This window comes from Amycolatopsis sp. NBC_01480 (assembly GCF_036227205.1).
Taxonomy (GTDB): Bacteria; Actinomycetota; Actinomycetes; order Mycobacteriales; family Pseudonocardiaceae; genus Amycolatopsis.
In genome coordinates this window covers 4,135,936-4,157,887 of the sequence record NZ_CP109442.1, presented here as the reverse complement: position 1 = coordinate 4,157,887, position 21,952 = coordinate 4,135,936, and the positions used below count along the sequence as shown (strand labels likewise).

Below are 21,952 nucleotides of genomic sequence, written 5' to 3'. Positions count from 1 at the left end.
GTGTTATCCCACGTTCACGGGGGCCACACGCAGCGCAATTTTCTTATCGATAAGCTTCGTCCCACGTCCCTTCCATTTCCCCGCCGACGAAGGACACCGCAGTGACCACTGACAACCAGATTGCCGCTCCGTCCTTCGACCGGATGCGCAACATGCTGGTGCGCGCGGCCGAAGTGCGTGAGAGCGAGCAGCAGCAGATCTTCGACGCGCTGGACGACATCTACGCCCGGCTCGCCCCGGTCGACTCGCTGGGCGCGGTCCGCAAGCGGCTGTCGGAGATGCCCGACCGCACCGAGGTCGGCGTGCTCGCCGAGCGCCTCGACGAGGCCATGACCCGCCTCGAGGCCCAGGACAACGCCATCGCGGCGATCACGCACGCGGTGGAGAGCATCGTCGACAAGCTGGCGAAGCCGTTCGCCCAGCTCGACGGCCGCCTGGACGGCGTCGCGGCCCGGTTCGAGGGCGTCGCGGGCCGGATGGACGGGCTCGAGGACAAGCTGCAGAACATCCACCGCCGGATCGACGAGCTGGGCGGGCACCTGGACAAGCAGGACGCCAAGCTCGAGTCGATCCCGCAGTCGGTGCTCGGCCCGGTGCGCGAGCGCGTCGAGTCGGCCGAGGCCGCGCTGCGCGAGCGCATCGACACCGCCGACCACGAGCTGCGCTCGCGCGTCGACGAGCTGGACCGCGCCACCAAGGAGCGGATCGGCGCCGGCACCGAGGCGCTCAAGACCGCGCTGACCGAGACCGGCGAGATGATCGACTCCTCGGACCGGCTGGAGAACCTGGGCAACCGGCTCGAGACCGTCACCCAGCGCCTCGACGACCTCGGCAACCGCCTGGACAAGGTGGAGGACGGCTTCGTCTCGCAGCTCGGCGACCTCGACGGCGCGCTCAAGAGCGGCCTGTCCAAGGTCGAGGGCACGCTGGCGAAGCAGCCGGACACCGACTCGGTGGACTCTCTGGTGCGCCGCAGCAACGACGAGTCCGTGCGCCGCATCGGCGGTCAGCTGGACGAGGCCATGGCCACCTTCGCGGAGCTGATGCTCGGCGGCGGCCCGGCCGTGCAGCAGATCTCCCCGCCGCCGCCCGCGCCGCGGCAGCCGCGTCGCAGCTCGCGCAACGGCCGCTCCCCCAAGGCCGCGGCCGACGCGAAGTCGAACAACGGCTCCGACAGCGAGGACTCCTCCTCGGAGTAGCCCGGCCCCGCTCAACTGCCGTCAAGGCCTCCTTACCCGCGTCCTACGCGGGTAAGGAGGCCTTGACGGCGTTTCGGCGTTGAAGGGCTCGTGAGTGGCTATGACGGTTCTAACCGTCCTGAACACTCACGAGTGGTTCAGGGACGAACCGTGTCCAGCACGATGGGCCCGGCACCGGGCGCCGAGTCGGCCACCGTGTACGCGCCTTCCAGCGCCGCCAGCGCGGACGGAACCGCGTCGGGCGTGTCGGTGTGCAGTTCCAGCAACGGGTCGCCGGCCGAGACCCGCTCGCCCGGCTTGGCCAGGCACAGGATGCCCGCGCTCGCCTGGACCGGGTCCTCCTTGCGCGCCCGTCCCGCGCCGAGGCGCCAGGCCGCCACTCCGACCGCGTACGCGTCCAGCGAGGCCAGCACGCCTGAAGAAGGCGCCTTGACCACGTGAACGTGCGAAGGCTCGGGCAGCGCCGCCGACGGGTCGCCGCCCTGGGCCGCGATCATCCGGCACCACGTCTCGTACGCCGCACCCGAGGCGAGCACCGCCGCCGGGTCCACTGAGGACAGCCCGGCCAGCGCGAGCATCTCGCGGGCCAGCGAAACCGTCAGCGAGACGACGTCGGCCGGGCCGCCGCCCTTGAGCACCTCGACCGCCTCGGCCACCTCGACCGCGTTGCCGACCGCGCGGCCCAGCGGCACGTTCATGTCCGTGATCAGCGCGACCGTGGCGACGCCGTGCGCGGTGCCGATGTCCACCAGCGTCCGGGCCAGCGCCCGGGCGTCGCCGACCGTCTTCATGAACGCCCCGGAGCCCGCCTTGACGTCCAGGACCAGCCCGGACGCGCCCTCGGCGATCTTCTTGCTCATGATCGAGCTGGCGATCAACGGGATGGACTCGACGGTGCTCGTCACGTCCCGCAGCGCGTACAGCTTCTTGTCCGCCGGCGCGAGCCCTTCGGTCGCCGCGCAGACCACCGCGCCGACGGAGTCGAGCTGCGCCGCGATCTCGTCCAGCGACAGCGCGGCCCGCCAGCCCGGGATCGACTCCAGCTTGTCCAGCGTCCCGCCGGTGTGGCCGAGGCCGCGGCCGGACAGCTGCGGTACCGCGGCCCCGCACGCGGCGACCAGCGGCGCCAGCGGCAGCGTGATCTTGTCGCCGACCCCGCCCGTCGAATGCTTGTCCACGGTCGGGCGCGAGACGTCCAGCGACAGCCGCGAGCCCGACTCGATCATCGCGCCGGTCCAGCGCGAGATCTCGCCGGAGTCCATGCCGCGCAAGAAGATCGCCATGGCCAGCGCGGCCATCTGCTCCTCCGCGACGACCCCGTGCGTGTAGCCGTCGACAACCCAGTCGATCTGCTCGTCGCTCAGCCGCCCGCCGTCACGCTTGGTGCGGATGACGTCCACCGCCGCAAACGTCATGGCAGGTCGTCCGGTCCGAAGGCGTCCGGCAAGACCTCCGACATCGGCAGCACACCCCGCGGGGTGTCCACCAGGCACGTCGAACCGCCCAGCTCGAACAGGATCTGCCGGCAGCGGCCGCACGGCATCAGCAGCTCGCCCTCGCCGCTGCGGCACGCGACGGCCACGAGCCGGCCGCCGCCCGAGAGCCGCAGCTGGCCCGCCATCGTGCACTCCGCGCACAGGCCGAGACCGTACGAGGCGTTCTCGACGTTGCAGCCGGTCACCTGGCGGCCGTCGTCCACGATGCCCGCGACGCCGACGTGCAGGCCCGAGTACGGCGCGTACGCGTGCCCGGCAGCGGAAACCGCTGCGGCCCGCAGCGCGTCCCAGTCCACAGTAGACACAGTCATCAGTCGCCTTCACCCCGCCGGTACGGCTGCCCGTCGGCCTTCGGCGGCCGTAGTCGTTGCGAGGCCACGGCCAGCACGATCAGCGTCACGAAGTGCGCCGTGTACGGGATCAGGTCGCTGGGCAGCGTGTCGTTCGTCCAGTAGATCGCGTACAGGATCCCGGCGCCGACGACGCCGAGCCCGGCCGCCAGCCAGCGCCGCCGGAACAACTGCACCACCACGATGACGCCCAGCAGGATCACCGAGCCGTACAGCAGCGCGAGCACCGCTTCGCCGCCACCGGCCAGCTGCAGGCCGTCGGCGTAACCGAACAGCGCGGCGCCGCCGAGCAGCCCGCCGGGCCGCCAGTTGCCGAAGATCATCGCGGCCAGGCCGATGTAACCGCGGCCGTTGGTCTGGTTCTCCAGGTAGTCCGCGCCGCCCTTGAGCAGCACCAGCGAAGCGCCGCCCATGCCGGCGAAACCGCCCGAGATCAGCATCGCGACGTACTTGTGCCGGTAGACGTTCACGCCCAGCGACTCGGCCGCGACCGGGTTCTCCCCGCAGGAGCGCAGCCGCAGGCCGAACCGCGTGCGCCAGAGCAGGTAGTAGCTGATCGGCACCAGCAGGATCGCGATCATGGTCAGCGGCGCGACGCCGGTGACCAGGCCGCGCAGGATGCCCGCGACGTCGGAGATCCCGACGCGTTGCTCGTTCTCCAGTGAGCCCAGCCAGTCGGACAGGCCCGACGCCGAGTAGGTGTCGAACTTCGGCACCGGCGGCGACTGCCGGGGGTTGCCGGAGATCGGCGCGAAGATCAGGTTCGCCAGGTACTTCGCGACGCCGAGGCCGAGCAGGTTGATCGCGACGCCGGAGACGATGTGGTTGACGTTGAACGTCACCGTCGCCACCGCGTGCAGCAGGCCGCCGAGCGCGCCGAACGCGATCGCCGCGAGCAGGCCGGCCCACACACCGCCGTTGTACGCGCCCCAGGCCGCACCCCAGGTGCCGAGGATCATCATGCCCTCGAGACCGATGTTGACCACGCCCGCGCGCTCGGCCCACAGCCCGCCCAGCGCGCACAGCAGGATCGGCAGCGCGAGCCGCAACGCGGTCGACGCCGTGTTGCTGGACGTCAGCGCCGCGACCCCGGTCGAGTACGACGCGGTCGACATGACCACGATCGCGACGACCGCCCAGATCACGCCCCGCGCCCAGCCGGGAATCCGGGGAATGCGGCGGCGCGTCGGCATCGGGGTGCCGGATTCGGGCTCGGGGCGGGAGAACTCCGTCGTGGCGGTCACACCGCACCGCCTTCCGCGACCGAGGAACCCTTGCGCCCGTTGCCGGCCAGCGCCCGGCCCACCCGGCGTTGCTCGGCGGCCAGGTCCGCGCGCCGCACGACCTCGTACGCCACGACGACCGACAGCACGATGATGCCCTGCATGATGGTCGCGATCTCCTTGGACACGTTGATCTGCTCCAGCGAAACCGCCGAGGTGTCGAGGAACGCCCAGAGCAGCGCGCCGAGCGCGATCCCGCCCGGGTTGTTGCGGCCGAGCAGCGCCACCGCGATGCCCGTGAAGCCGTACATCTGCGTGGACGTGATGCCGTAGCTGTAGTCCCGGCCGAGCAGCTCCGGCATGGCGACCAGCCCGGCCACCGCGCCGGAGAGGATCATCGCGATCAGCGTCATCTTCTTCGCGTTGACGCCGCCCGCGGCCGCCGCGGTCGTGGACTCGCCGCTGGCCTTGAGCTCGAAGCCGAACCGCGTCCGGTTGAGCATGAACCAGTACGCGACGCCGATGACCGCCGCGATGATCACGAAGCCGAACAGCGTCCCCGAGCCGAGCGGGATGCCCGGGATCCGGCCCGACGGCGGGATCACGCGGGTGCCGATGTTGTTGCCGGTCTGCACGCCGAACTGGTCGGCGTTGATCAGGAAGGCGATGATCCCGGCGACGATCGAGTTCAGCATGATCGTCGAGATGACCTCGCTGACCCCGCGGGTCACCTTCAGCACCGCCGGCACCGCCGCGTACAGCGCGCCGGACACGATGGCCACCAGCAGGATCACGATGGTGTGGATGACCGGCGGCAGCTGCAGCGCGCCGCCGATGATCGCCGCGACCACCGCCGCGAACCGGTACTGGCCCTCGACGCCGATGTTGAACAGGTTCATCTGGAAGCCGATGGCCACCGCGAGCCCGGACAGGTAGTAGACCGTGGCCAGGTTGACCGTGTCGACGGCGGTGGAGCCCTTGAACAGCTGGCTGACCATCGTGCCGTACGCCTCGAGCGGGTCGGCGCCGGAAATGATGAGCGCGATCGCCGAGAGCAGCAGGGCGAAGACGATCGCCAGCAGAGGCGGCAGCAGCCGCGTGCGCCACGAACTCATAGCTCTTCTTCACCTTCTTCGGCGCCGGTCATGGCGGAGCCGAGTTCCTGCGGGGTCACGGTGGCGGGGTTCGCCTCGCTCACCAGACGGCCGCGCAGCATGACGCGGATGGTGTCGGACAGCCCGATCAGCTCGTCGAGGTCCGCGGAGATCAGCAGCACCGCGAGCCCGTCGGCGCGGGCCTGGCGGATCTGCTCCCAGATCATCGCCTGCGCGCCGACGTCAACACCGCGCGTCGGGTGCGAAGCGATCAGCAGCACGGGATTGCCGGACAGCTCCCGGCCGACGATCAGCTTCTGCTGGTTGCCGCCCGAAAGCGCGGCGGCCGGCACGTCGATGCCGGGCGTGCGCACGTCGTACTCGCGCACGATGCGCTCGGTGTCGGCGCGCGCGCCGGCGATGTCGAGCAGCTGCCCGTTCGAGACCGGCTTGCGCGTCTGGTAGCCGAGGATCCGGTTGACCCACAACGGTTGCGTGAGCAGCAGGCTGTGCCGCGTGCGGTCCTCGGCGATGTAGCCGATGCCCGCCTCGCGCCGCGCCAGCGTGCCGGCCTTCACCAGGTCGCGGGCCTCGCCGTCGGCCGACACCAGCTCGATGTGCCCGCCGTTGGCCTTGCGCATCCCCATGATCGTCTCGACGAGCTCAGTCTGGCCGTTGCCCTCGACGCCGGCGATGCCGAGCACCTCACCCGCGTGCACGGTGAAGGAGATGTCGTCCAGCAGGTTCCGCTCGGAGCCCTCCGCGGCGAGCCGCAGTCCGCGCAGGCGCAGGATGTCGCGATCGGTCACCGTCGACTCGCGGGTCTCCGGGCTGGGCAGCTCCGAGCCGACCATCATCTCCGCCAGCTGGCGGCTGGTGATGGTCTTCGGATCGGCCGTGCCGACCGTGGTGCCGCGCCGGATCACCGTGACGGTGTCGGCGATCGCGCGCACCTCGTCGAGCTTGTGCGAGATGAACAGGAAGGTGTAGCCGTCAGCCTGCATCCCGCGGACGGTGGCGAACAGCGCGTCCACCTCCTGCGGCACGAGCACGGCGGTCGGCTCGTCGAGGATGATGATCTTCGCGCCGCGGTAGAGCACCTTCACGATCTCGACGCGCTGGCGGTCGGCGACGCCGAGCTCCTCCAGCAGCGTCTCGGGCTTGGCGTGCAGGCCGGTCTGCTCGGCCAGCTTCGCCAGCCGGGCCCGGGCCGCACGGCCGATGCCGTGCAGGGACTCGGCGCCGAGGAACACGTTCTCGCCGACGGTGAGGTTGTCGGCCAGCATGAAGTGCTGGTGCACCATGCCGATCCCGGCCTCGATGGCGTCCTGCGGGTTGCGCAGCTTCACCTCGGTGCCGTTGATCGCGATGGTGCCCTCGTCGGGCTGCTGCATCCCGTAGAGGATCTTCATCAGGGTCGACTTGCCGGCGCCGTTCTCACCGCACAGGGCGTGGACCTCGCCCGGTGCCACGGTCAGGTTGACGTCGGAGTTCGCGACCACACCCGGGAAGCGCTTGGTGATCCCGGTCAGCTGGACGGCCGCCACGCCCCGGTCCGGGACGGCTTCGGCCTCTGCGGTGCTCATGGAGGAAGGCATCCAGTTCTGTCGAAACGCGTGAGGGCTCGGAAGGAAGATCCTTCCGAGCCCTGGCGCGTCGGTGAGCTACTTAGCCGGTTTGTCCGAAACCTTGATCGTGCCGTCGATGATCTGGGCCTTGTACCCGTCGAGCACGTCCTTGATGTCGTCGATCTTGCCGCCCGAGGTGGCGTAGCCGACGCCGTCGACCTTCAGGTCGAAACGCTTCGGCAGCACGCTCAGGTCACCCTTGGCGACCGCCTGGATGTAGTTGAAGACGGCGACGTCGACGCGCTTGATCATCGAGGTGATGATGATGTCCTTGTCCGCGGCGACGGTCTTCTGGTTGTACTGGTCGGAGTCGACGCCGATGGCCAGCGCGTTGCCCGCCTTGGCGGCGTCGAACACGCCCTTACCGGAGGCGCCGGCGGCGTGGTAGACGACGTCCGCGCCCTTGGCGATCTCGGCCGCGGCCTTCACGTTGCCCTTGGCCGGGTCCTGGAACCCGGAGAAGTCACCGGCCGGGGACAGGTACTCGTCCTCGATCTTGACCTTGTCCGAAACGGCCTTCGCGCCCTGGATGTAGCCGGCCTCGAACTTCTGGATCAGCGGGGTGTTGACGCCGCCGACGAAACCGATGTGGCAGCTCTTGCTCTTGTAGACCGCGGCGACGCCGGCCAGGAACGAACCCTGCTCCTCGGCGAAGACCAGCGGGGTCACGTTCGGCTGGTTGATCGAGTCGTCGTCGACGATCGCGAACTTGGTGCCCGGGTGCTTCGGCGCGACAGCGGCGACGGAGGGGGCGTACGCGAACCCGACCGCGATAATCGGGTTCAGGCCGTCCGCGGCCATCTGCTCGAGACGCTGCTGCTTCGCGGATTCGGCCTCGCTGGCGCTGGCCGTGCTCTCGCTGACCTGCGTCACGCCGAGGTCGGCCTTCGCCTTGTCGGTGCCGGCCGCGGCCGCGTCGTTGAACGAGGCGTCACCACGGCCGCCGACGTCGAAGGCCAGGCCGATCTTGAGCTTGCTCGCGTCGACCTTCCCTTCCGAGGCGCTGCTGCTCGTCGCCGCCGCGGGGGCGACGGGCGGCTTCGGCGCGGTCACGCAGCTCGAGCCGGAGTTGCCGGTCGAGCCCGAGGCGTTGTTACTGCTGTTCCCGGTGTCCTTCGCGCAACCGGCCAGGGTCAGCACCCCGGCCATGGTCACGGCGGCCAGCGCGGTTCCACGCATGCGACGCAACGTGTGTCTCCCTCCCCGCTGATCCAGCGGATGATCCGAGAACGACCCGGCCTTTGGCGCCGGGTTCGACCGCCAGACCGTACCCAACGGCCAGGAAGACGCCATAGGAAAGGCACGCTACGTAACACAAACGTTTACTCAGCGGCCCGATGCGCGACCATTCGTGTACTTACGGTGATCACGTCGGACACCCTCCGCAGGGTCGACTGACCGGTCTCACCTGATCAGCGGAACCGCCGGGGTGGCTCGGGCCGCCCGACCGGCACGTTCGGTGTCCATTGTGGTCACCCCAGGCCCCCGGACGGAAGCCCTCCGACGGCGAAGCGGCACCGCCACGTGCTCCACACCACACGCCCGAGTGGAGCAGGACGCTCCCGGTGTCTGGTCCATCACAGAGACGAACCCGGAGGTGAGCCGGGCCCGGATAGCGGGTCTAGCATCCATTCATCCACGCTCGATGGCCCCTGATCTCGGCACCGTTGCCGGAGTTGTCCCCAGTGGACCGACCCCGGAGGCGAGTGCGGACCTCACCGGTCACCCGGGCACGACAGATGACGTTGGAGGCCGTTCACCGATGTCCACCACGGCGAGCCCTGCCACAGAGGCGGGAGCGAGCGATCGGGCGGGTGCCTCACGCCGTCAGGGATCCTTCTACCGGGGCGACCCGGGCATGTGGTCCTGGGTGCTGCACCGCATCACCGGCGTGCTGACATTCTTCTTCCTGTTCGTCCACGTGCTCGACACCGCGCTGGTGCGCGTGTCGCCGAACACGTACGACCAGGTGATCGAGACGTACAAGACCCCGCTGGTGAACCTGCTGGAGGTCGGCCTCGTCGGCGCGGTGCTCTTCCACGCGCTCAACGGCATCCGGGTCATGCTGGTCGACTTCTGGGCGAAGGGCCCGAAGTTCCAGAAGACGATGCTGTGGGTGATCGGCGTCGTCTGGGTCGTCGTGATGATTCCCGGTGCGTTCTTCATGCTCAAGCGCACGGTCGAGACGCTCTTCGGGGGTAACTGACGATGGCCGACTCGCTCATCATCGAGAAGCCGCGCGCGCCCAAGCGCCCGGCCGCCCGCCGCAGCAACTTCGAGCTGTACAGCTGGCTGTTCATGCGGATCTCCGGCCTCGCGCTGATCATCCTGGTGCTCGGCCACCTGCTGATCATGAACATCCTCGACGGCGGGGTGCACCGGATCAACTGGGGCTTCGTCGCCGGCCGCTGGGCCTCGCCGTTCTGGCAGTTCTGGGACCTGGCGATGCTGTGGCTCGCGGAGATCCACGGCGGCAACGGCCTGCGCACGATCATCGACGACTACGCCCGCAAGGACTCGACGCGGTTCTGGCTGAAGATCCTGCTGTACGTCTCGATGGCGCTGATCCTGGCCGTCGGCACCATGGTGATCTTCACGTTCGACCCCGAGATGCCCGCCAGCTGACGGCGCACCCACCACAGCGCACATCCGAGAACAAGCGGAGTCTTTCCCATGCAGTTCCACAAGTACGACGTGGTGATCGTCGGCGCCGGTGGCGCCGGCATGCGCGCGGCCATCGAATCCGGCCAGCGCGCCCGCACCGCGGTCCTCACGAAGCTGTACCCGACCCGGTCCCACACCGGCGCGGCCCAGGGCGGCATGTGCGCCGCGCTGGCGAACGTCGAAGAGGACAACTGGGAGTGGCACACCTTCGACACCGTCAAGGGCGGTGACTACCTGGTCGACCAGGACGCGGCCGAGATCATGGCCAAGGAGGCCATCGACGCGGTCCTCGACCTGGAGAAGATGGGCCTGCCGTTCAACCGGACGCCCGAGGGCAAGATCGACCAGCGCCGGTTCGGCGGGCACACCCGCGACCACGGCAAGGCCGCCGTCCGCCGCGCCTGTTACGCCGCGGACCGCACCGGCCACATGATCCTGCAGACGCTGTACCAAAACTGCGTCAAGTACGGCACCGAGTTCTTCAACGAGTTCTACGTGCTCGACCTGGTGACCAACGAGGACGAGAACGGCAACCCGGTCGCCTGCGGCGTCGTGGCCTACGAGCTGGCCACCGGCGAGCTGCACGTGTTCCAGGCCAAGTCGATCGTGTTCGCCACCGGCGGCGCGGGCAAGATCTTCAAGACGACGTCGAACGCGCACACCCTGACCGGTGACGGCCTCGGCATCATCTTCCGCAAGGGCCTGCCGCTGGAGGACATGGAGTTCTTCCAGTTCCACCCGACCGGCCTCGCGGGCCTCGGCATCCTTATTTCCGAGGCGGTCCGCGGCGAGGGCGGCATCCTCCGCAACGCCGACGGCGAGCGCTTCATGGAGCGTTACGCGCCGACCATCAAGGACCTCGCGCCGCGCGACATCGTCGCCCGCTCGATGGTCCAGGAGGTGCTGCAGGGCCGCGGTTGCGGGCCGAACAAGGACTATGTGGTCCTCGACGTCACGCACCTGCCGGTCGAGGTGCTGGAGACCAAGCTCCCGGACATCACCGAGTTCTCGCGCACCTACCTGGGCGTCGACCCGGTGAAGGAACCGGTGCCGGTGTTCCCGACCTGTCACTACGTGATGGGCGGCATCCCGACCAACATCCACGGCGAAGCGTTGCGGGACAACGAAAACGTGATCCCTGGCCTGTACGCGGCCGGCGAGGTCGCGTGCGTCTCGGTGCACGGCTCGAACCGCCTGGGCACCAACTCGCTGCTGGACATCAACGTGTTCGGCCGCCGGGCGGGCATCGCGGCGGCGGAGTACGCGGTGGCCCACGAGCACGTAGAGCTGCCGGAGATCCCGACCAAGCTGGTCGAGGACCAGCTGGAGCTGCTGCTGTCGGAGCACGGTGACGAGCGCGTCGCCGACATCCGCAAGGCGATGCAGCAGACGATGGACTCGCACGCTTCGGTGTACCGCACCGAGGACACGCTCAAGCAGGCGCTGACCGACATCCAGGCGCTCAAGGAGCGGTACACCCGGATCACCGTGTCGGACAAGGGCAAGCGGTACAACACCGACCTGCTCGAGGCCGTCGAGCTGGGCTTCCTGCTGGAGCTGGCGGAGGTCCTGATCGTCGGCGCGATCGCCCGCAAGGAGTCCCGCGGCGGCCACGCCCGCGAGGACTACCCGACCCGCGACGACACGAACTTCATGCGGCACACCATGGCCTACAAGCAGGGCGAGGGCCTCTCGGCCGACATCCGGCTCGACTACAAGCCGGTGACCTTCACCCGCTACGAACCGATGGAGCGGAAGTACTGATGACGACGGCAACCCCCGAGGCCCCCTCGTCCGAGGCCTCCGAAGAGCACACGCCGATCACGGTCACGCTGAAGATCCTGCGGTTCAACCCGGAGGTCGACTCGGAGCCGCACTGGGAGTCCTACGACGTCCCGGCGCAGCGCACGGACCGGCTGCTGAACCTGCTGTTCTACGTCAAGGACTACATCGACGGCACGTTCTCCTTCCGCCGCTCGTGCGCCCACGGCGTGTGCGGCTCGGACGCCATGCAGATCAACGGCATCAACCGGCTGGCCTGCAAGGTGCTGATGAAGGACCTGCTCGAGAAGGACGGCAAGAAGACCGTCATCTCGATCGCGCCGATCAAGGGCCTGACCACCCTGAAGGACCTCTATGTCGACATGGACCCGTTCTTCGAGGCCTACCGCGCGATCAAGCCGTACCTGATCACCTACGGCAACGAGCCGTCCCGCGAGCGCATCCAGTCCCAGGCCGACCGCGACCGCTTCGACGACACCACCAAGTGCATCCTCTGCGCCTGCTGCACGTCGTCCTGCCCGGTCTACTGGAACGACGGCTCGTACTTCGGCCCCGCCGCGATCGTCAACGCGCACCGCTTCATCTTCGACTCCCGCGACGACGGAGCCGAAGAACGCCTCGACATCCTGAACGACGGCGAAGGCGTCTGGCGCTGCCGCACCACCTTCAACTGCACCGACGCCTGCCCGCGTGGCATCCAGGTCACGAAGGCGATCCAGGAAGTGAAGCGCGCACTGCTGTTCAAGCGCGTCTGAGGTTTTCCCGGCACATTGTCCGTCAAGGCCTCCTTACCCGCGTCGCACGCGGGTAAGGAGGCCTTGACGGCATTTCGGGGACTTATCCACAGCATCCCAGTTGTCCACAGGAGTGCGGGCGAGGTCTGCCACCTCCCGCGACGGGCACCGACCATCATGAGGTGGCAAAGCGAGGACGATGGGCGAGCCAGCCGGAATTGCTCGCCGAACGAAGCAAACTAGGTGTCGCTCGGGCGGCAGACCTTCAATCGTTGGAGATGCACAGCAAAACCGTCTATGCCAGGTGCCTGCCCGGAGGTCCATGGCGACGTCTGTTACCCGGCATCATCCTGCTCCACGACACGGAGCCGACCGAGGACCAGCGCATCGCGGCGGCTTTGCTCTACGCGGGCCCGGATACCGTGCTCAGTGGCAGTGCTGCCTGCCGTCGGTACGGCCTGAGAGCGGCCGCTCTACCACCGTCCGCGGATCTTCAGATCCTGATTCCCCATCATCGCAAGATGCGCAGTGCGGAATTCGTGACGGTCGAGCGGACACACCGCCTGCCGTCACCAATCCTGCAAGACGGGGTTCCACTCGCGCCGCTGGTGCGGGCAACAACCGATACGGCTCGCCGGATGTGCGAGACGAAAGCCTGCGAAGAGCTACTGATCGAAGCAATTCAAAGAGGACGTTGTCGGCCTGAATCGCTCCTGAGCGAGCTCAACCAGGGCGCGCCGCGGGGGACCGCGTTGCCCCGTCGTCTCCTGTCTAAGTGGACCGATATCCGGTCCATCGCCGAGTCCACAGCGAGACGGCTCAGCATGCAGCTGACAAGCCCGCCCAGTCACTGGAACGTGGCGCTCTGCGATGCCGCTGGACGCTACGTCGGACGTCCAGATGCCTGGTGGGACGACGTCGGGCTGGCCTGGGAAATCGACTCCTACGCATTTCATTTCTCACGACAGGACTACGCACGGACGCTCGCGCGAAACACTCGGTACGCGGGGGCCGGAATCACAGTGGTCCAGACGCTGCCAGATCGGCTGTCCGCCGACCCAGCAGGGATCCTCGCCGAACTCGACGCTGCTTACCGTGCGGCAAGTGCACGCCCTCGCCCACTAATCCGCCGCGCCGAGGACGCCACCTGACGTTGTCCGTCAAGGCCTCCTTACCTGCGTCCCACGCGGGTAAGGAGGCCTTGACGGTCTTTTGCCGGCTACCGGACCGCGTCGAGGGCGTTGACCAACCCGTGTCCGTAATACGAGTTGTCCCGCGCCGGCCCCGAGCACTCCGCCGCATCACAAGCCACCGGATCCGCCTGTCCCTCCAACAACCCCGTCAAGATCCGCGGCGAAGCGAACGGATGGCGCGAAGCCAGCAAAGCCGCCACACCGGCCACATGCGGCGAGGCCATCGAAGTCCCGCACTTCGTGCCGTACCCGCCGTCGAAGATCGTCGACAGCGGGCAGCCCTCCCCGGAGCCCGTGGGCGGGAGTTGCGTGAAGTCGCCGCCTGGGGCCGTGACCGAGATGGCACCGAAGTTCGAGAAGGAGGACTTTGTGCCCGCGTAGCCGACCGACGAGGCCGTCACGACGCCGTCGATCGCCTTCGGGAGGATGCCGCACGAGGAGTCGACCGGGTGGGGGCGGTTGGGGTCCGTCGTCTGCTTCGTGACGTCGAAGCCGCTGTTGCCCGCCGCCGCCACGTTCAGCACGCCGCGGCGGGTCGAGTACACCACCGCGCGCCGGACGGCCTCGTACGCGGCCGAATCACCCGGCTCGCGCGAGCAGTAGAACATGCCCGGGTCGATGTAGTAGCTGTTGTTCGTCACGCGGAAACCGTGCTGCGCCGCCCAAACGAAGCCGCAGACGGCGGCCTCCGGGAAGATGTAGCCGTCGTCGTTCACGACCTTCACCGACGCCAGCCGCACGCCCGGGGCGATGCCCGTGAAGCCGCGCGCCGCGTCCTTGCCCGCGATGGTGCCAGCGACATGCGTGCCGTGGTCGGAGTTCGTCGGGGCCCACGACGCCGGGGTGCGGTCCGGCGCGCCCGTCACGCAGCCCGCTGACGAACCCGCGTCGACGGCCTTCGCCAGCGCCGGGTGCTTGGCGTCGATGCCCGAGTCCAGCACGCCGACGGTGACCGACCGCGAGCCCTGGTCCACCCGGTTCGCCTCGGGCGCGTGGATCGCGCGCATGTCCCACTGCTGGGCCGAAAGGTCCCCGTCACCGGCCACGCGCCGCGTCGCCTCCAGCTCCCGGACGGCCGAGCGCGCCGAGACCCGAGCCGCCTGCGAGGCCACGTCCTTCCCGCCCGAATAAGCCCGGTTGACGCCGATCCGCTGCGCGAAGTCCGCATTGCGCGAACTCGCCACGGCGACGCCGATCTCCGGGTAGTACGCCACCTTCGCCCCGCACTTGGCCCGAAGCTCCGCGTCGACCACGAACTGCGGCGAACCCGGCTGGTACAGCACCACGTAGCTGAACGGCGTGCTCGTGGTGTCACAGGCGACTGCCGGGGTAGCTGCGGCCGAGGCCGGCGCAGCCAGCCCACCGGCGACGACGGACACCAGCGCCGTGGGCACGAGCAATTGGCGTAAACGGGACATTCCCACCTCCGGGGTTGGTGGCGAGAACGTTAGGCAGCCGGTGCGCCGCCCGCCACCGACCAAAGGACCGTCACACGATCAGGTGGCCGACGTCTTCTCGGCTTCCCGGTCCTTCGCGGTCGACCGGACCGCGCGCCACCCCAGCACGCCGATGATCGTGCCGAGCACGAACGAAACGACCGTCAGCACCGCGTGCACGATGAAGTACGCGGTCGGCGAACCGTCCGCTGACCAGGACTGATCACTGGCCCACAGGTTCTTCGCGAAGGTGATCCAGATGATCCAGGACCAGATGCCGAAGGCCAGCAGGAACCACGCGGTACCACGGGAGATGCGCATGTCCTGAGTATGCCGCCGGGCCCTCCGGGCTAGATTGCGTGGGTGTTCAGCGCCTCCTCCCGGTCACCCCGGCTCCTCGTCGCGTCGCTCGCCGTCGGCGTCCTGTCCGTCGTCGTACCACCGGTGGCGGGCGCGGCCCCCCAGACCGGCGCGCTCACGCAGGCACCGTCGTGCGCCACCGCCGCCGCGCCGCCGGCCCCGGTGGACACGTCCGAGAAGCCGGCCCCCGGCCAGACCGTGCCGCCGCCGCTGCCGGTCCCGGCCGAGCCGGTCGGCGGCCCGCTGCTCGGCAGCTGCACCACGATCCTCCCGCCCGGCGCACCGCCGCTGCCCGCCGGCGACACCGCCGCGTCGTGGGTCGTGCAGGACCTCGACACCGGCGACGTCATCGCCGCCAAGAACCCGCACGCGCGCGAGCGGCCCGCGTCGCTGATCAAAACACTGCTGGCGCTGGTGGTCGTCACCGAGCTGAAGCCGGACAAGATCGTGGTGCCGACCGAGGAGGACGCCAAGCAGGAGTGCACCTGCGTCGGCATCTCCGCCGGCGCGCCGTACACCGTCGACCAGCTGCTGCACGGCCTGCTGATGCACTCGGGCAACGACGTCGCGCACGCGTTCGCCACCGCGCTCGGCGGCGTGGACGTGACCGTCGGCAAGATGAACCGGCTGGCCGCGCGCATCGGCGCCACCGACACCCGCGCGGCCACGCCGTCGGGCCTCGACGGGCCGGGCATGTCGACCTCGGCCTACGACCTGAGCGTGATCTTCCACTACGCGATGAAGCAGCAGGAGTTCGCGCAGGCCGTCGGGACCAAGGCGTACACGATCCCGGCGTCCGGCGGGAAGCCCGCGATCCCGGTCTACAACGACAACAAGCTGCTCGGCGCCTACCCCGGTTTCCTCGGCGGCAAGACCGGCTTCACCGACGACGCCCGGCACACCTACGTCGGCGCCGCCGAGCGCGACGGGCACCGCCTGGCCGTGGTGATGATGCGCGCCGAGCAGCGGCCCACCCTCGTCGTCGCGCAGGCGGGCAAGCTGCTCGACTACGGCTTCGCGCTGGAGGACAAGCACGCGGCGCCGGTCGGGCGGATCGCGTACGAGGCGCTCGTCGCCACCGCCCCGCCCGGCGCGCCGCCGCTCAACGTCGCGCCCGCCGCGGCGAAGTCGGCCCCCGCCGCGAAGCCGGACCCGTTCGGCACCACCGGCTGGATCCTGACCCTGGTGGTCGCCGTGATCATCGCGGCCGGGTTCACCCTCCGGCACCGGCTCCGCAAGCAGCGCAGCGCTTAAGGCCGGCGCCGGCCCAGCCAGCCGAGCAGCGCACCGGCGCTGAAGGCGCCCGCGGCCGCGCCCAGGCCCAGTCCACGTTGGACAGTCACCTGCGGCTCCAGCCGCACCGGCGGCGGTGGTTTCACCACGCGGCGCTGGTTCTCCCGCGCCGTCGCCGTCCACGCGGTGACGAGCAGCAGGAAGCGCGAGACGAGGTTCGCGAACACCAGCAGCCCGATCACCGGTCCGAAGATCGCGAACGACGGTGATTTTGTCACGCTGGTCAGGTAGACCGTCGCCACCTGTTGCAGGATCACGAATCCCACGGCGGCGAAGATCGCGCCCTTCACGGCGCTGCGCAGCGCGACGCGCTCACGCGGCAGCCGCGCGATGACCCACAGGAACACCAGCGTGTTCGCGATCAGGCCCAGCACGATCGTCGCGGCCGTCAGCAGGAACCTGGCCCAGGCCTGGTCTTGCAGGCCGACCAGTTGCAGCAGCAGCCGGCCGACGCCGCTGCCCGCGGCCGTGAGCGCGAACGAAACGACCAGCGCGAGCGCGAGCCCGAGCAGCGACAGCAGGTCCTTGAGCGTGGTGGTGACCAACGGCTGTTGTTTCTTTTCCTGGCCCCACTGGGCGGTCAGCGCGTCGCGCAGGTTCGCCATCCAGCCGATGCCGGAGTACAGCGCGAGCAGCAGGCCGAAGATCCCGATGCCGCTGCCGGAGCTGATCGCCGCGTCGGTGATGGTCTTGACCAGGCCTCGGAGGCCTTCGGGCACGGAGTTGTTGATCCCGTGGGTGATCTGGTCGATCACCGCCTGGTCGCCGCCGACGACCTTGCCCACCACCGCGAACGCGACCATCAGGATCGGGATCACCGACAGCACGCTGAAATAGGTGATCGCCGCGGCGTAGTGATTGCCGTAGTGCTCGTTGAAAGAGTCGTTGGCACGGATCAGGTGATCCAGCCACTGGTACTTCCGCCGCAGCCGGGGCAGCAGCTTTTCCTTCTCACCGGTCTCTTTCGCCACTGGTAGACGCTAACTACGCGGGTGTCACCCCGCAACGCGAGCGGGTACGAGTGGGTCAGTCGAGCCGGGACAGGAACGCACGGTAGGCGTCGTCCACCCGTCCGGCGGACACGGGCACCACGTCTGCGCGGGAACGGGTCTCCAGGCGTGACGCGAGCCGGTCGTAGAGCGCGGCGATTTCGGCGGGCGTGGTGTCGGGGTGCTCGGGCGCCGGCGTCCGCTCGGCGAACCGGCGGAGGATCTCGTCCTTGCTGTCCCACAGGACGATCTCGTGGAAGCTCGCGCCGGTCTCTTGCGCCAGCGCGGCCAGCCGGTCCAGGAATTCCCATCTCCCGAGCAGCTGCGGGATGACGACGTCGAGGCCCGCCTCGAGATGCGCGCGGGCGGCGGCGATCGCCAGCTCTCGAGCGGCGAGACCGGCCGCGGACGGGTTCTCCCGCCAGCCGCCGATCAGCGCGCGCACCTTGTCGATGTCCAGGGCCAGCGCCGGCGGGTGCTCGTCGGCATAACGGCCCGCCAGCGTCGACTTGCCGACGGCGGGCGGGCCGTTGAGAACGATCAGCCGCGGGCTCAGCGGGCCGCCGGCAGGAAGCCGATGCGCTCGTACACCGTCGCGAGGGTGGCGGCCGCGACCTCACGGGCGCGCTGCGCCCCGGCGGCCAGGACCTTGTCCAGCTCGGCGACATCGTCCAAATAGGACTGGACGCGCTCCTGCAGCGGCGTCACCCACTCCACCAGCACGTCGGCGAGGTCCTTCTTGAGGTCGCCGTAACCCTTGCCGTCGTAGGCCGCCTCGAGGTCCGCGATCGTGCGGTCGGTGAGGGCGGAGTAGATGGTGAGCAGGTTCGAGACGCCGGCCTTGTTCTCGGCGTCGAAGCGGACCTCGCGGCCGGTGTCGGTGACGGCGGAGCGGATCTTCTTCGCCGAGCGCTTCGGGTCTTCGAGCAGCTCGACCAGGCCGTTCGCGGCGGACGCGGACTTGCTCATCTTCGCCGTCGGGTCCTGCAGGTCGAAGATCTTCGCGGTGTCCTTGACGATGTGGGGCTCCGGCACGGTGAACGTCTTGCCGAGCCGGTTGTTGAAGCGCTGCGCGAGGTTGCGCGTCAGCTCGAGGTGCTGGCGCTGGTCCTCGCCGACGGGCACGGCGTTCGCCTGGTAGAGCAGGATGTCCGCGGCCTGCAGGATCGGGTACGTGAAGAGCCCGACGCTGGCGCGGTCCGTGCCCTGTTTGGCGGACTTGTCCTTGAACTGCGTCATCCGGCTGGCCTCGCCGAAGCCGGTCTGGCACTCCAGCACCCAGCTCAGCTGTGCGTGTTCGGCCACGTGGCTCTGCACGAAAAGCGCACTCCGCTGCGGGTCCACACCGATGGCCAGCAACTGGGCCGCCGACCGCCGCGTCCGCTCGAGCAGCACCTTCGGATCCTGCTCGACGGTGATCGCGTGCAGGTCGACCACGCAGTAGAACGTCTCGTGCGTGTCCTGCAGCCGCACCCACTGGCGCAGCGCGCCGAGGTAGTTGCCGAGGTGGAACGAGTCGGCAGTCGGCTGGATCCCGGAAAGCACCCGCAGGCGCCCGGTCTGTTCGTCGGACACGGGTGGATTCTTTCAGGCCCGGCCGGGGCGGGTCACACGGAGGTCTCCCCCGGCGGCCCTTCGCCTGCTCGATGCCTGCTCTTCGACTGCTCGCCGGCTACTCGACGGAGCGGCGGTTCACGGAGAGCTATCACGATTTCGCGCTGGGCAAGGGAAACTGGCAGGTCAGGTCGGGTGTGCTGGTTTTTGTCGCTGCGAGCGCTGGTTCTCGGCACGAGCGGCATGCTGGGTTTCTGCCCGCCACAGCGGCGGTCCTCGCGCGAATGGCGCGCTGGGGTCCCTGTCCGTCTCAGCAGTGGCCCTCGATCGAACGGCCTGCTGGACTTGCTGTCCGCGGAGCGTGCCTCACGCGGCGGCGCTGGAGCGAACGGCCCGCTCGGTTTCCTGTCGGCGGAGCGTGCCTCACGCGGTGGCCCTGGGGCGGACGGCCCGTCGGAGCTGAAAGAGCGCGAAGCGGCGCTCTCGGCGGCGTCAGGGCTGGCGGAGCGGGGAAAGCGGGCGAGTCGGGTCCTCGCTGTCCACCCGGGCCTCGACGGGCCGGGCCGGTGCGGCGGCCGCGCGGGCCTTGCGGCGCTGGCGCAGGACGCCGAGCGTCATGCCGACGATGCCGAGGGCCACGGCCGCCAGGCCGACCGGCCCGAGCATGCCGAAACCCGTGGAGTTCGTCTCCGCGCGGGCGACCCCGTCGTCGGCGAAGGCGACGCTGCTGCCGGCGAGGAGCAGTGCCGCCGGGAGGGCGACCAGCGTCGCCGTCCGGGCCGAGCGCAGGGTGTACCGCATCAGGAGATGACCTGGGTAACGCACCGGAGTGCCTCCCGCGAAGTGACTGTGCCTGGCGAGAACGCTCACCCGTAAGGATGAGCTACTGGTGAGAAAACTACCGAGCGTGTCAAGACCTGGGGGTTTTGATCAACTCGGGCGCCGAGACTAGCGCCCATCTGTGGCTGCCGAATGAGCACCCCCAACGCCTGAGTGTTGTAGGTGGTCAGCACTGCGTGACCAACCGGCGACGGCGCACGAAGGCCGCGGCCGAACGCACGAAGGCCGCCGACACCGTCCGGACGAACCCGGTAGCCGCCCCTCGGCCGACGAGAGCCTCCAGGGATCTTCACCCACATGGCCGTACCGGGTTACCCTCCGCGAATTTTTCACCAAGTTCACTGGTCTTATCGCGGCTTTCTTTCCGATGTCCGGTTTCCGGCTCTGGTCACCTGACCGTTATTGGTCTATACCTCTCTGGTGTAGACCACTTCAGGGGGCCCGACCAAGGGAGCTGACGATGTCTCTACGAAGGATTTTGCAGGCCGTCGGAATCACGGCCGCCGCGTTCGTCGCCACTGCGGCGGCGGTAATCCCGGCTTCGACGGCCACCGCGGCACTCACCAGAAGCGCCACCGTTTCCTCGCCGGCCGCCAGCTTTATCGTCAGTGAGGACCAGTTCAACCAGATCTTCCCGGGCCGGAATTCCTTTTATACCTACGGTGGGCTGACGGCCGCGCTCGACGCGTACCCCGGTTTCGCCAATACCGGCAGCGACACGGTGAAGAAGCAGGAGGCGGCGGCGTTCCTGGCCAACGTCAGCCACGAGACCGGCGGGCTCGTCTACATCGTCGAGCAGAACACTTCGAACTACCCGCATTACTGCGACACGAGCCAGTCCTACGGCTGCCCGGCGGGCACGGCCGCGTACTACGGCCGCGGCCCGATCCAGCTGAGCTGGAACTTCAACTACAAGGCCGCGGGCGACGCGCTCGGCATCGACCTGCTGAACAACCCGTACCTGGTCGAGCAGGACGCGGCCGTCTCGTGGAAGACCGGGCTCTGGTACTGGAACACCCAGACCGGCCCCGGCACCATGACCCCGCACGACGCGATGGTCAACCAGCGCGGTTTCGGCGAGACGATCCGCAGCATCAACGGCTCCATCGAGTGCAACGGCGGCAACCCCGCCCAGGTGCAGAGCCGGATCGACGCCTACACGAAGATCACCGGCATCCTGGGCGTCGACCCGGGTGCGAACCTGAGCTGCTGACCCTGAATGAAAAGGTCCCCTCGGCGCGATGCCGAGGGGACATTTTCACTTGTGTGGCAAGGAAATCAGCGGGTGAACGGGTAGTCGTAAACGGCGGTGACGGGCGCGTGGTCGGACCACCGCTGGTCGTAGCTCGCCGCGCGCTCGACGACCACCGAGGTGACCTTCTCGGCCAGCCCCGGGGTGGCGAGCTGGCAGTCGATGCGCCAGCCGGAGTCGTTGTCGAAGGCCTGGCCGCGGTAGGACCACCAGGTGTACGGGCCGGGGCCTTCGGGGTCGAGGCGCCGTTGGACGTCCGTGTAGCCGGCCTCGGTGTAGACGCGGCCGAGCCACTCGCGCTCCTCGGGGAGGAAGCCGGAGGCTTTCCGGTTGCCGCGCCAGTTCTTGAGGTCGACGGTGTCGTAGGCGATGTTCCAGTCGCCGACCACCACAACCTCGCGCCCGGCCGCGGCGGACTTCGCGCGCAACTCGACGAGGTAAGGCAGGAAGGCCGCCATGAAGCGTTCCTTTTCGTCCTGCCGCTCGGTGCCGACGTCCCCGCTGGGCAGGTAAAGACTCGCGACGACCACCCCGGGCAGGTGCATCTCGAGGTACCGCCCGCTGTCCTCGAACTCGGCCTCGCCAAATCCGATGCGCACCTCTTCCGGCTCAACGCGGCTATAAAGCGCGACGCCACTACGCCCCTTCACCGAGGAGGGCGCGTGCACAGCAAACCACCCCTCGGGCGCCACAACAGACGCCGGCAATTGCCCAGCCTCAGCCCGCACCTCCTGACAAGCGACAACGTCGGCCTTCGTAGTGGCAAGCCACTCGACGAAGCCCTTCTTCACGGCGGCTCGAAGGCCGTTGACATTCACGGTGGAGACGGTCAGCACCCCGCGAACGCTACCTCCCGGGTCCGACA

At 68.9% G+C, this 21,952-nt stretch carries 21 protein-coding genes; 8 read left to right on the top strand and 13 right to left on the bottom strand.

Annotated features, from left to right (window positions below; translation table 11 throughout):
- Positions 1–101: 101 nt before the first annotated feature.
- Positions 102–1,199, top strand: a complete 1,098-nt coding sequence (locus OG371_RS19975; RefSeq protein WP_329071353.1) for a PA containing protein — start codon at positions 102–104, stop codon at positions 1,197–1,199.
- 137 nt (positions 1,200–1,336) lie between these two features.
- Here the strand turns inward: OG371_RS19975 and OG371_RS19970 are convergent, their stop codons facing one another.
- The 6 genes from OG371_RS19970 to OG371_RS19945 all read right to left on the bottom strand — a co-directional run bounded on the left by OG371_RS19970 (position 1,337) and on the right by OG371_RS19945 (position 8,169).
- Complete coding sequence (locus OG371_RS19970) at positions 1,337–2,614, bottom strand: thymidine phosphorylase (RefSeq protein ID WP_329071351.1); 1,278 nt, start codon at positions 2,612–2,614, stop codon at positions 1,337–1,339.
- Positions 2,611–3,006 (bottom strand): cytidine deaminase, encoded by a 396-nt coding sequence (locus OG371_RS19965; protein ID WP_442876123.1) that lies wholly within the window; start codon positions 3,004–3,006, stop codon positions 2,611–2,613. Before OG371_RS19965 ends, OG371_RS19970 begins: the two co-directional genes overlap by 4 nt.
- Positions 3,006–4,238, bottom strand: coding sequence for an ABC transporter permease (locus OG371_RS19960; RefSeq protein WP_329073185.1), 1,233 nt, complete (start codon positions 4,236–4,238; stop codon positions 3,006–3,008). The genes OG371_RS19965 and OG371_RS19960 overlap by 1 nt, the downstream gene beginning before the upstream one ends.
- 47 nt (positions 4,239–4,285) lie before the next feature.
- On the bottom strand, positions 4,286–5,383 hold the full coding sequence (locus OG371_RS19955; protein ID WP_329071349.1) for an ABC transporter permease: 1,098 nt from the start codon (positions 5,381–5,383) through the stop codon (positions 4,286–4,288).
- The gene (locus tag OG371_RS19950) at positions 5,380–6,948 is read right to left on the bottom strand and encodes an ABC transporter ATP-binding protein (RefSeq protein WP_329071347.1); all 1,569 of its coding nucleotides are present in this window, start codon (positions 6,946–6,948) and stop codon (positions 5,380–5,382) included. Before OG371_RS19950 ends, OG371_RS19955 begins: the two co-directional genes overlap by 4 nt.
- A 78-nt stretch (positions 6,949–7,026) precedes the next feature.
- Complete coding sequence (locus OG371_RS19945; RefSeq protein ID WP_329071345.1) at positions 7,027–8,169, bottom strand: BMP family lipoprotein; 1,143 nt, start codon at positions 8,167–8,169, stop codon at positions 7,027–7,029.
- A 583-nt stretch (positions 8,170–8,752) separates the two neighbouring features.
- Here OG371_RS19945 and sdhC point away from each other — a divergent pair.
- The 5 genes from sdhC to OG371_RS19920 all read left to right on the top strand — a co-directional run bounded on the left by sdhC (position 8,753) and on the right by OG371_RS19920 (position 13,321).
- Entirely contained in the window at positions 8,753–9,196 is a 444-nt protein-coding gene (sdhC, locus tag OG371_RS19940) for a succinate dehydrogenase, cytochrome b556 subunit (protein ID WP_329071343.1), read from the top strand.
- 2 nt (positions 9,197–9,198) lie between these two features.
- Positions 9,199–9,615: a succinate dehydrogenase hydrophobic membrane anchor subunit gene (locus OG371_RS19935; RefSeq protein WP_091624059.1), complete on the top strand. Its 417-nt coding sequence runs from the start codon at positions 9,199–9,201 to the stop codon at positions 9,613–9,615.
- A gap of 48 nt (positions 9,616–9,663) precedes the next feature.
- Positions 9,664–11,418 carry a succinate dehydrogenase flavoprotein subunit gene (gene sdhA / locus OG371_RS19930; protein WP_329071340.1) on the top strand — a complete coding sequence of 585 codons (1,755 nt, stop codon included), beginning with the start codon at positions 9,664–9,666 and terminating at the stop codon, positions 11,416–11,418.
- Positions 11,418–12,191 (top strand): succinate dehydrogenase iron-sulfur subunit, encoded by a 774-nt coding sequence (locus OG371_RS19925; protein WP_329071339.1) that lies wholly within the window; start codon positions 11,418–11,420, stop codon positions 12,189–12,191. The genes sdhA and OG371_RS19925 overlap by 1 nt, the downstream gene beginning before the upstream one ends.
- A 161-nt stretch (positions 12,192–12,352) precedes the next feature.
- Positions 12,353–13,321 (top strand): hypothetical protein, encoded by a 969-nt coding sequence (locus tag OG371_RS19920; protein ID WP_329071337.1) that lies wholly within the window; start codon positions 12,353–12,355, stop codon positions 13,319–13,321.
- Between the two features lie 68 nt (positions 13,322–13,389).
- Here the strand turns inward: OG371_RS19920 and OG371_RS19915 are convergent, their stop codons facing one another.
- Together OG371_RS19915 and OG371_RS19910 are read right to left on the bottom strand one after the other, a co-directional pair.
- Positions 13,390–14,781: a S8 family peptidase gene (locus OG371_RS19915; protein WP_329071335.1), complete on the bottom strand. Its 1,392-nt coding sequence runs from the start codon at positions 14,779–14,781 to the stop codon at positions 13,390–13,392.
- Positions 14,782–14,859: 78 nt separating this feature from the next.
- Positions 14,860–15,120, bottom strand: a complete 261-nt coding sequence (locus OG371_RS19910; RefSeq protein WP_329071333.1) for an SCO4848 family membrane protein — start codon at positions 15,118–15,120, stop codon at positions 14,860–14,862.
- Positions 15,121–15,162: 42 nt separating this feature from the next.
- On the opposite strand from OG371_RS19910, the gene OG371_RS19905 reads away from it, so the two are divergent.
- The gene (locus tag OG371_RS19905) at positions 15,163–16,413 is read left to right on the top strand and encodes a D-alanyl-D-alanine carboxypeptidase family protein (RefSeq protein ID WP_329071331.1); all 1,251 of its coding nucleotides are present in this window, start codon (positions 15,163–15,165) and stop codon (positions 16,411–16,413) included.
- Here the strand turns inward: OG371_RS19905 and yhjD are convergent.
- From yhjD to OG371_RS19885, 4 genes are all read right to left on the bottom strand, one after another.
- Complete coding sequence (gene yhjD / locus OG371_RS19900; RefSeq protein ID WP_329071329.1) at positions 16,410–17,423, bottom strand: inner membrane protein YhjD; 1,014 nt, start codon at positions 17,421–17,423, stop codon at positions 16,410–16,412. The two genes, OG371_RS19905 and yhjD, sit on opposite strands and share 4 nt — an antisense overlap.
- A gap of 55 nt (positions 17,424–17,478) precedes the next feature.
- Positions 17,479–17,982: an AAA family ATPase gene (locus tag OG371_RS19895; RefSeq protein WP_329073183.1), complete on the bottom strand. Its 504-nt coding sequence runs from the start codon at positions 17,980–17,982 to the stop codon at positions 17,479–17,481.
- Positions 17,983–17,993: 11 nt separating this feature from the next.
- On the bottom strand, positions 17,994–19,016 hold the full coding sequence (gene trpS / locus OG371_RS19890; RefSeq protein WP_329071327.1) for a tryptophan--tRNA ligase: 1,023 nt from the start codon (positions 19,014–19,016) through the stop codon (positions 17,994–17,996).
- 471 nt (positions 19,017–19,487) lie between these two features.
- Entirely contained in the window at positions 19,488–19,796 is a 309-nt protein-coding gene (locus OG371_RS19885) for a hypothetical protein (protein ID WP_329071326.1), read from the bottom strand.
- 499 nt (positions 19,797–20,295) lie between these two features.
- On the opposite strand from OG371_RS19885, the gene OG371_RS19880 reads away from it, so the two are divergent.
- Entirely contained in the window at positions 20,296–21,048 is a 753-nt protein-coding gene (locus OG371_RS19880) for a chitinase (protein ID WP_329071323.1), read from the top strand.
- 65 nt (positions 21,049–21,113) lie between these two features.
- Here OG371_RS19880 and OG371_RS19875 read toward each other — a convergent pair whose 3' ends face one another.
- Positions 21,114–21,923 (bottom strand): exodeoxyribonuclease III, encoded by an 810-nt coding sequence (locus OG371_RS19875; protein WP_329071321.1) that lies wholly within the window; start codon positions 21,921–21,923, stop codon positions 21,114–21,116.
- Positions 21,924–21,952 lie beyond the last annotated feature (29 nt).

Bases quoted from the DNA above. Each gene is read 5' to 3' on its own strand.
- OG371_RS19945 (WP_329071345.1), bottom strand. From the start codon at position 8,169: ATGCGTGGAACCGCGCTGGCCGCCGTGACCATGGCCGGGGTGCTGACC.
- OG371_RS19910 (WP_329071333.1), bottom strand. From the start codon at position 15,120: ATGCGCATCTCCCGTGGTACCGCGTGGTTCCTGCTGGCCTTCGGCATC.
- OG371_RS19970 (WP_329071351.1), bottom strand. From the start codon at position 2,614: ATGACGTTTGCGGCGGTGGACGTCATCCGCACCAAGCGTGACGGCGGG.
- OG371_RS19960 (WP_329073185.1), bottom strand. From the start codon at position 4,238: ATGCCGACGCGCCGCCGCATTCCCCGGATTCCCGGCTGGGCGCGGGGC.
- OG371_RS19915 (WP_329071335.1), bottom strand. From the start codon at position 14,781: ATGTCCCGTTTACGCCAATTGCTCGTGCCCACGGCGCTGGTGTCCGTC.
- sdhC (WP_329071343.1), top strand. From the start codon at position 8,753: ATGTCCACCACGGCGAGCCCTGCCACAGAGGCGGGAGCGAGCGATCGG.
- OG371_RS19935 (WP_091624059.1), top strand. From the start codon at position 9,199: ATGGCCGACTCGCTCATCATCGAGAAGCCGCGCGCGCCCAAGCGCCCG.
- OG371_RS19965 (WP_442876123.1), bottom strand. From the start codon at position 3,006: ATGACTGTGTCTACTGTGGACTGGGACGCGCTGCGGGCCGCAGCGGTT.
- OG371_RS19955 (WP_329071349.1), bottom strand. From the start codon at position 5,383: ATGAGTTCGTGGCGCACGCGGCTGCTGCCGCCTCTGCTGGCGATCGTC.
- OG371_RS19950 (WP_329071347.1), bottom strand. From the start codon at position 6,948: ATGAGCACCGCAGAGGCCGAAGCCGTCCCGGACCGGGGCGTGGCGGCC.
- OG371_RS19880 (WP_329071323.1), top strand. From the start codon at position 20,296: ATGTCTCTACGAAGGATTTTGCAGGCCGTCGGAATCACGGCCGCCGCG.
- OG371_RS19925 (WP_329071339.1), top strand. From the start codon at position 11,418: ATGACGACGGCAACCCCCGAGGCCCCCTCGTCCGAGGCCTCCGAAGAG.
- OG371_RS19885 (WP_329071326.1), bottom strand. From the start codon at position 19,796: ATGCGGTACACCCTGCGCTCGGCCCGGACGGCGACGCTGGTCGCCCTC.
- sdhA (WP_329071340.1), top strand. From the start codon at position 9,664: ATGCAGTTCCACAAGTACGACGTGGTGATCGTCGGCGCCGGTGGCGCC.